The 6,222-nt window shown below is 76.0% G+C and carries 5 protein-coding genes; 3 read left to right on the top strand and 2 right to left on the bottom strand.

Translation table 11 applies throughout. From position 1 onward, the window contains the following. Positions 1–236: 236 nt before the first annotated feature. Positions 237–773, bottom strand: coding sequence for a DUF5709 domain-containing protein (locus tag ACERUN_RS14570; protein ID WP_370290754.1), 537 nt, complete (start codon positions 771–773; stop codon positions 237–239). A gap of 210 nt (positions 774–983) precedes the next feature. On the opposite strand from ACERUN_RS14570, the gene xylB reads away from it, so the two are divergent. The 3 genes from xylB to ACERUN_RS14555 all read left to right on the top strand — a co-directional run bounded on the left by xylB (position 984) and on the right by ACERUN_RS14555 (position 4,951). Further along, positions 984–2,387 carry a xylulokinase gene (xylB, locus tag ACERUN_RS14565; RefSeq protein WP_370290753.1) on the top strand — a complete coding sequence of 468 codons (1,404 nt, stop codon included), beginning with the start codon at positions 984–986 and terminating at the stop codon, positions 2,385–2,387. 95 nt (positions 2,388–2,482) lie between these two features. Continuing rightward, positions 2,483–3,667, top strand: coding sequence for a xylose isomerase (gene xylA, locus ACERUN_RS14560; protein ID WP_370290752.1), 1,185 nt, complete (start codon positions 2,483–2,485; stop codon positions 3,665–3,667). A gap of 3 nt (positions 3,668–3,670) precedes the next feature. Beyond that, a complete protein-coding gene (locus ACERUN_RS14555) occupies positions 3,671–4,951 on the top strand; it encodes an ROK family protein (RefSeq protein ID WP_370290751.1) in 1,281 nt (426 codons plus the stop codon). A gap of 52 nt (positions 4,952–5,003) precedes the next feature. Here ACERUN_RS14555 and ACERUN_RS14550 read toward each other — a convergent pair whose 3' ends face one another. Continuing rightward, positions 5,004–6,221: an ROK family protein gene (locus ACERUN_RS14550; RefSeq protein ID WP_370290750.1), complete on the bottom strand. Its 1,218-nt coding sequence runs from the start codon at positions 6,219–6,221 to the stop codon at positions 5,004–5,006. Position 6,222 lies beyond the last annotated feature (1 nt).

Genomic DNA, 6,222 nt, shown 5'->3' with positions numbered 1-6,222 from the left:
CCCGCTCGCCCGCCTCCCCGGCGTCTGCCCCGCCCCGACCTCCGACCCCCGCGCGGTGGGGCTGGCCGTGCGGGTGCGCGGACGCCGCGGCGGGCGCGCCGGCGTGCCGGAATCGCCGGTCGACCGGCGATTCCTGCACCTGGCACGCGTTGCAACACGTGCCAAGTGCCAGCAACGCGTGCCAAGTGCCGACGCTCAGGCCCGCGGGCCCTCCTGGGCGAGCGTGGACGACGGCCTCAGCCGTCGAGCGCGTCGTCCTCGTCGGGGTCGACGACGTGCATCGCCGCCTCCTCCGCGCTGGCGGCCGCGCCGTCGATGCCGAGGTCTTCGGCCACGACGTCCTGGTCGTGGGCGACGTCGTCGGCCTCGTAGCCCACGCCGTCGCCCGCCACGAGCCGCCCGGCGCGCTCGCCGCCGACCTGGCCGATCTCTTCGGGTGCGTCGCGCTCGCCCTCGGGGGAGCCGTCGGACGATTCGTGGGGGACGCCGTCGTCCTCGGCTCCGTCGGCGGGCTCGCCCAAGCCCTCGACCTCGGGCTCCTCCTCGGCGAGGCGGTCATCGAGCGGGCGGTCGTGGGCCTGCTCCCAGGGGGTGTTGCCGTAGCGCTGGGCAGCCGACCACTTCTCGGGCGCGGTGTAGCCGCGGTCGAGCGGGTCGTCGACGCCGGTGGCGGGGTCGGGCTCGAGCAGGGTGTCCTCGGGCTGCAGCTGGGTCTCGTCGTCGACGCTGTACTCGTCGTAGGACTCCGCCTCGGTGGTGGGGTCGGTGCTCATCGCTGCTGCTCCTTCGCGGTGCCCGCGGCTCGTCGTCCACGGGCTCGGTGATCTCGGGTGACCCCGGCGGTACCCAGCCGCCGGGGGATGCCACGGGGCCACGACGTACCAACACATCTGGTCCCATCTGCGGCGAGAAGCCGACGAAATCTGTTGGTGGACCGACAAACAGCCGCCCGCCCCCTTGACTTAGTTCGAGACTCGCACAAAATGGGTGACGTGCCTCTCATCCTCGGTGTCGACTCCTCGACGCAGTCCACGAAGGCCGTGCTCGTCGACGCCGCCGACGGCACGATCGTCGACTCCCGCTCCGTGCCCCACCCGAGCGGGGCCCGGTCCGAGGTCGACCCCCGCAGCTGGCTCCGGGCCGTGGACGACGCCACCGCCGGCCTGCTCGGGCGCGCGGACGCCGTGGCGGTGGGCGGGCAGCAGCACGGCATGGTCGCGCTGGACGCCGACGGCGAGCCGGTGCGCGATGCCCTGCTGTGGAACGACACCCGCTCCGCCCCGCAGGCGGCGGCGCTCATCGAGGAGATGGGCGGGCGCCAGGCGTGCGCGGACGCGATCGGCAGCGTGCTCGTCGCCTCGATCACCAGCACGAAGCTGCGCTGGCTGCGCGAGAACGAACCCGAGGCGGCGGCCCGCGTGGCCTCGGTGCTCCTGCCGCACGACTACCTCTCGGCCCACCTCGCCGCGCCCGGCACCCCCGTGTTCACCGACCGCGGCGACGCCTCGGGCACCGGCTACTTCGACGCCCGCACCGCCACCTGGCGCCGCGACCTGTTCGAGCAGGCCCTCGGCCACGACGCCGAGCTGCCGCGCGTCGTCGCCCCCGGCGAGGTCGCCGCGCACACGGCCGACGGCCGTGTCGTCGCCGCCGGCACCGGTGACAACATGGCCGCCGCGCTCGCCCTCGACCTCACGCCGGCCGACGTGCTGGTCTCGATCGGCACCTCGGGCGTGGCCTCCACGGTGGCCACCGCCCCGATCGCCGACGCCACCGGCACCGTCACCGGCTTCGCCGACGCCCGCGGCGCCTACCTGCCGATGGTCACCACGATGAACGCCGCCGGCATCCTCGACCTCCAGGCGCGGCTGCTCGGTGTCGACCACGCCGAGCTCGCGCGCCTCGCGCTGGCCGCAGCGCCCGGCTCGGGCGGCCTCACGCTGCTGCCCTACTACGGCGGCGAGCGCACCCCCGACCGCCCGAGCGCGCGTGGCCACTGGAGCGGCCTGACTCCCGCCACCACCCGCGAGGACGTCGCCCGCGCCGCCGTCGAGGCCCTGCTCTGCTCCCTCGCGGACGCCGTCGACGCGCTCGTCGTCCACACGGGGGTGGAGCCGCAGCGGGTCCTGCTCACCGGCGGCGCCGCCCGCAACGAGGCGGTGCGCGCGCTGGCTCCCGCACTGCTCGGACGCGAGATCGTCTGCCCGGCCCCGGGCGAGTACGTCGCGCTCGGCGCGGCCCGCCAGGCCGCCTGGGCCCTGGCGGGCACCCCCGAACCGCCGGCCTGGACGGTGCCCACCGAGGCCCGTCTGCCCGCCGAGGCGCCCGACGCCGAGGTGCGAGCGGTGCGCGAGCGCTACGCCGCGCTCCGCGACCGCCTCGCCTGACCCGGCCCAGCAACCACAGCACCGACGACCGCCCCACCCCGACCACCGCACCGCGGACCACCCGCACCCGCCACCACAGAGATGAGGAACCCCTCGTGACCCGCACCACCGCCGTCCCCGAGCCCACCCCGGCCGACCAGTTCTCCTTCGGTCTGTGGACCGTCGGCTGGGAGGCGCGCGACCCGTTCGGCGACGCCACCCGGCCGCCGATGGACCCCGTGCACGCCCTCGAGCAGCTCGCCTCGATCGGCGCCTACGGCGTGAACTTCCACGACGACGACCTCATCCCGTTCGGCGCCGACGACACCACCCGCGACGACATCATCGCCCGCTTCAAGCAGGGCCTGGCCGACACCGGTCTGGTGGTCACCACCGCCACCACGAACCTGTTCAGCCACCCCGTCTTCAAGGACGGCGCCTTCACCTCCAACGACCGCACCGTGCGTCGCTTCGCGATCCGCAAGGTCATGCGCAACCTCGACCTCGCCGCCGAGCTCGGCGCCAAGGTCTACGTGTGCTGGGGCGGGCGCGAGGGTACGGAGTTCGGCGCGGCCAAGGACGTCCCGGCCGCGCTCGACCGCTACCAGGAGGCGTTCAACCTGCTCGGCGAGTACGTCGTCGACAACGGCTACGACCTGCGCTTCGCGATCGAGCCCAAGCCCAACGAGCCCCGCGGCGACATCCTGCTGCCGACGGTGGGCCACGCGCTGGCCTTCATCGAGACCCTCGACCGCCCGGAGCTCGTGGGCGTGAACCCCGAGATCGGTCACGAGGAGATGGCCGGTCTCAACGCCGCGGCCGGCTACGCCCAGGCGCTGTGGCAGGGCAAGCTCTACCACATCGACCTCAACGGCCAGAACGGCCCGAAGTACGACCAGGACCTCCGCTTCGGCGCGGGCAACGTGCGCGGCGCCTTCTGGGTGGTGGACACCCTCGTGGCCGGCGGCTACGACGGCCCGGTGCACTTCGACTACAAGCCGGTGCGTCCCGAGACCGAGGCGGGCGTGTGGGCCTCGGCCCGCGCCTGCATCGACAACTACCTCATCCTCCGCGACAAGGTGCACGCCTTCCGCGCGGACGCCGAGGTGCAGGCCGCGCTCGAGGAGGCGCAGCTGCCCGAGCTCGCCCAGCCGACCCTGGACGACGGCGAGGGCTGGCGCGAGCTGCTGCAGTGGCAGCTCCCTGACGCCGACGCGGTCGCCGCGCTGGGCCGCCGCGAGGTCGCGATGGAGAAGCTCGACCAGCTGGCGCTGGAGTTCCTCTACGGCGTGCGCGGCTGACGCGTGGCGCCCGCTCCCGGCTCCTCCGGCACCCCCGCGCAGCCCGGCGCCGCCACGCCGCCCGGGGCGCCCGGGCTGCCGGGGGCGCCGGGGGCGCCGGGCGGGGCGGAGGTGCTGCGCCGTCGCAACACCGCCCTCGTCCTGCAGGCCCTGCGGTCCGGGGGGCCGGCCAGCCGCGCCGAGCTCGCCGGCCGCACCGGTCTGGCCAAGGCCACCGTCGGCGTCATCGCGGCCGACCTCACCGCGGCCGGTGCGCTGCGCGAGCTCTCCGAGCCCGCCCGCCCGGGGGAGCGGGGTCGCCCCGGTCTGCGCCTCACCCTCGAGGGCGGTCGTCCCGTCGGCGTGGGCTTCGAGGTCAACGTCGAGTACGTCGCCGCCGCCGTGGTCGACCTCGCCGGCGTCACCCGCCACGCCGTCACCCGGGCGATCGCGAGCAGCGACGGCGGTGGCGCCCTCGACACCCTCGAGGCACTCAGGGCCGTGGCCGCCGAGACCGCCGCGTGGCTTCGCGCGGCGGATCTCGCCCTCGCCGGCACCACCGTCGCGCTGCCCGGCCTCGTCGGCGACGACGACCGCTCGGTGCGCTGGACCCCCAACCTGCGCCTCGGCGCCCCGCAGGCCGTGGCCGAGCTCGTGGACGCCGCCTTCGCGACCCCCGGGCGCACCCGCGTGAGCAACGACGCCGACTGTGCGGCGGTGGCCGAGCTGCGCCACGGCAGCGGGCGCGGCGTCGTCCACCTGCTGTACCTGACGGGCACGGTCGGCATCGGTGCCGGCGTCATCGACGACGGGCGGCTGGTGCGGGGCGGGCGCGGCTTCGCCGGCGAGGTCGGTCACCTGCCCATCGGTGCCCCCGACGCGGTCTGCGGGTGCGGGCGCACCGGCTGCTGGGAGGCCTCGGTGGGTCTGCACGCCCTGCTCGCCGCCACCGGACTCCCCGAGCGCGGCACTCCGGTCGAGACGGCGGCGAGCGTCGTCGCCGCCGCAGCCGACTCCGCCCCGGTGCGGGCGGCTGTCACCGAGCTCGGACGACGCCTCGGCCGCGGGCTCGCGGTGGTGAGCGGCGTCCTCGACCCCCGCGCGATCGTGCTGGGCGGCTACTTCGTGCCGCTCGGCGGGCTCGTCCTGCAGCCGGCCGCCGCCGAGCTCACCGCCGCGCTCGCGACCAGCCACCTCGCGGTGCCCGAGCTGCGCCTGGGCCGCCTCGGCACCGAGGCTGCCGCCACCGGCGCCGCCGAGCGCTCCCTCGAGGCCCTGCTCGCCGGTGCGGCCGACCTCCCCTGAGCCCCGCTCCGATCGAAGTCCCCGGTCCCGGGGAGGGGAGTGCTGGCGGCTCTCAGCCGGCGAGGTGCGCGGGAGCGTCGTTGACGGCGGCGGCCAGGCTCGCCACGGGGTCGACGAACACCGGCTCCATGGCGATCTCGGCCGCACCCAGCAGCACCGAGTCGGTGTCGAGCCCGGGCAGGGCCAGGCGCACTGCGTCGCCGGCCGGTCGCAGCGCGCGCTCGGCGAGACCGGCGGCGACCTCGGGGCGCGCCAGGCGCAGGAGGGGGCGGAAGTAGCCGCCGAGCACCACGACGCTGGGGTTGAAGATGTTCACCACGGCCGCGAGGCCCCGGCCCAGCTCGAGCGCGATCGGCCGCAGCTCGCGCGGCGCCACGGTCAGCTCCTCGAGGACGTCGCTCAGCCGCGCCGCCTCGGTGGAGGTGCGCAGCGCCGTGGCGATCGCCGGTGCCCCGACCACGGTCTCCCAGCAGCCGCGGCTGCCGCAGTGGCAGGCTGCGCCGAGGGGGTCGTGGCACAGGTGGCCGACCTCGCCCGCGTAGCCCGCGGCACCCACGAGACGTAGGCCGCCGGTGATCACGCCGGCACCGACGCCGACGTTGCCCGAGAGGTAGACCAGGTCGTCGACGCCCACGGCCGCGCCCAGCCGGTGCTCGGCCAGCGCCCCGAGGTCGGCGTCGTTGCCGAGGAAGATGGGCACGTCGAGGTCGAGGGCCGCCAGCACGATGGAGCCGAACGACACGTCGCTCCACCCCAGGTTCGGCGCCTGGCGCACCAGGCCGTCGCTGCGTCGCACCATGCCGGGCACGGCCACGCCGATGCCCAGCAGTGGGGCGCCGGGGGGCGCCGCAGCCACGACCTGGCGCACCAGCGCCGCGACGCTGGCCCCCACCTGCCAGGCCTCGGTGTCGTGCGAGATCGGGGCAGTGGCGCGGTGTCCGATGCGACCGCCCAGGCCGACCCCGGCCGCCACCGCGTGGTCGACGGCGAGGTCGACCGCGACGACGTACGGGCCGTCGTCCAGGATGCGCACGCCCGCCGAGGGCCGGCCCGCCCCCCGCCGCTCGGCGGCGGGGGAGGCGTGGCCGACCAGTCCGAGGCCCTCGAGTTCGGTCACGAGCCCGGCGATGGTGGAGCGGTTGAGCCCCATCCGGCCGGTCAGCTCGGCACGGCTCACCTCGCCGGTGTCGTGCACGTGGCGCAGCAGGGTCCCGAGGTTGTGGCGGCGGACGGCCTCCTGGTTGGTGCCGGTGCCCGCCCGCGCGGCCACC

The organism is Nocardioides sp., assembly GCF_964229035.1.
In the GTDB taxonomy this organism is placed as follows: Bacteria; Actinomycetota; Actinomycetes; order Propionibacteriales; family Nocardioidaceae; genus Nocardioides.
The sequence above is the reverse complement of the archived record's forward strand: the minus strand, read 5'-3'. Positions and strand labels throughout refer to the sequence as shown.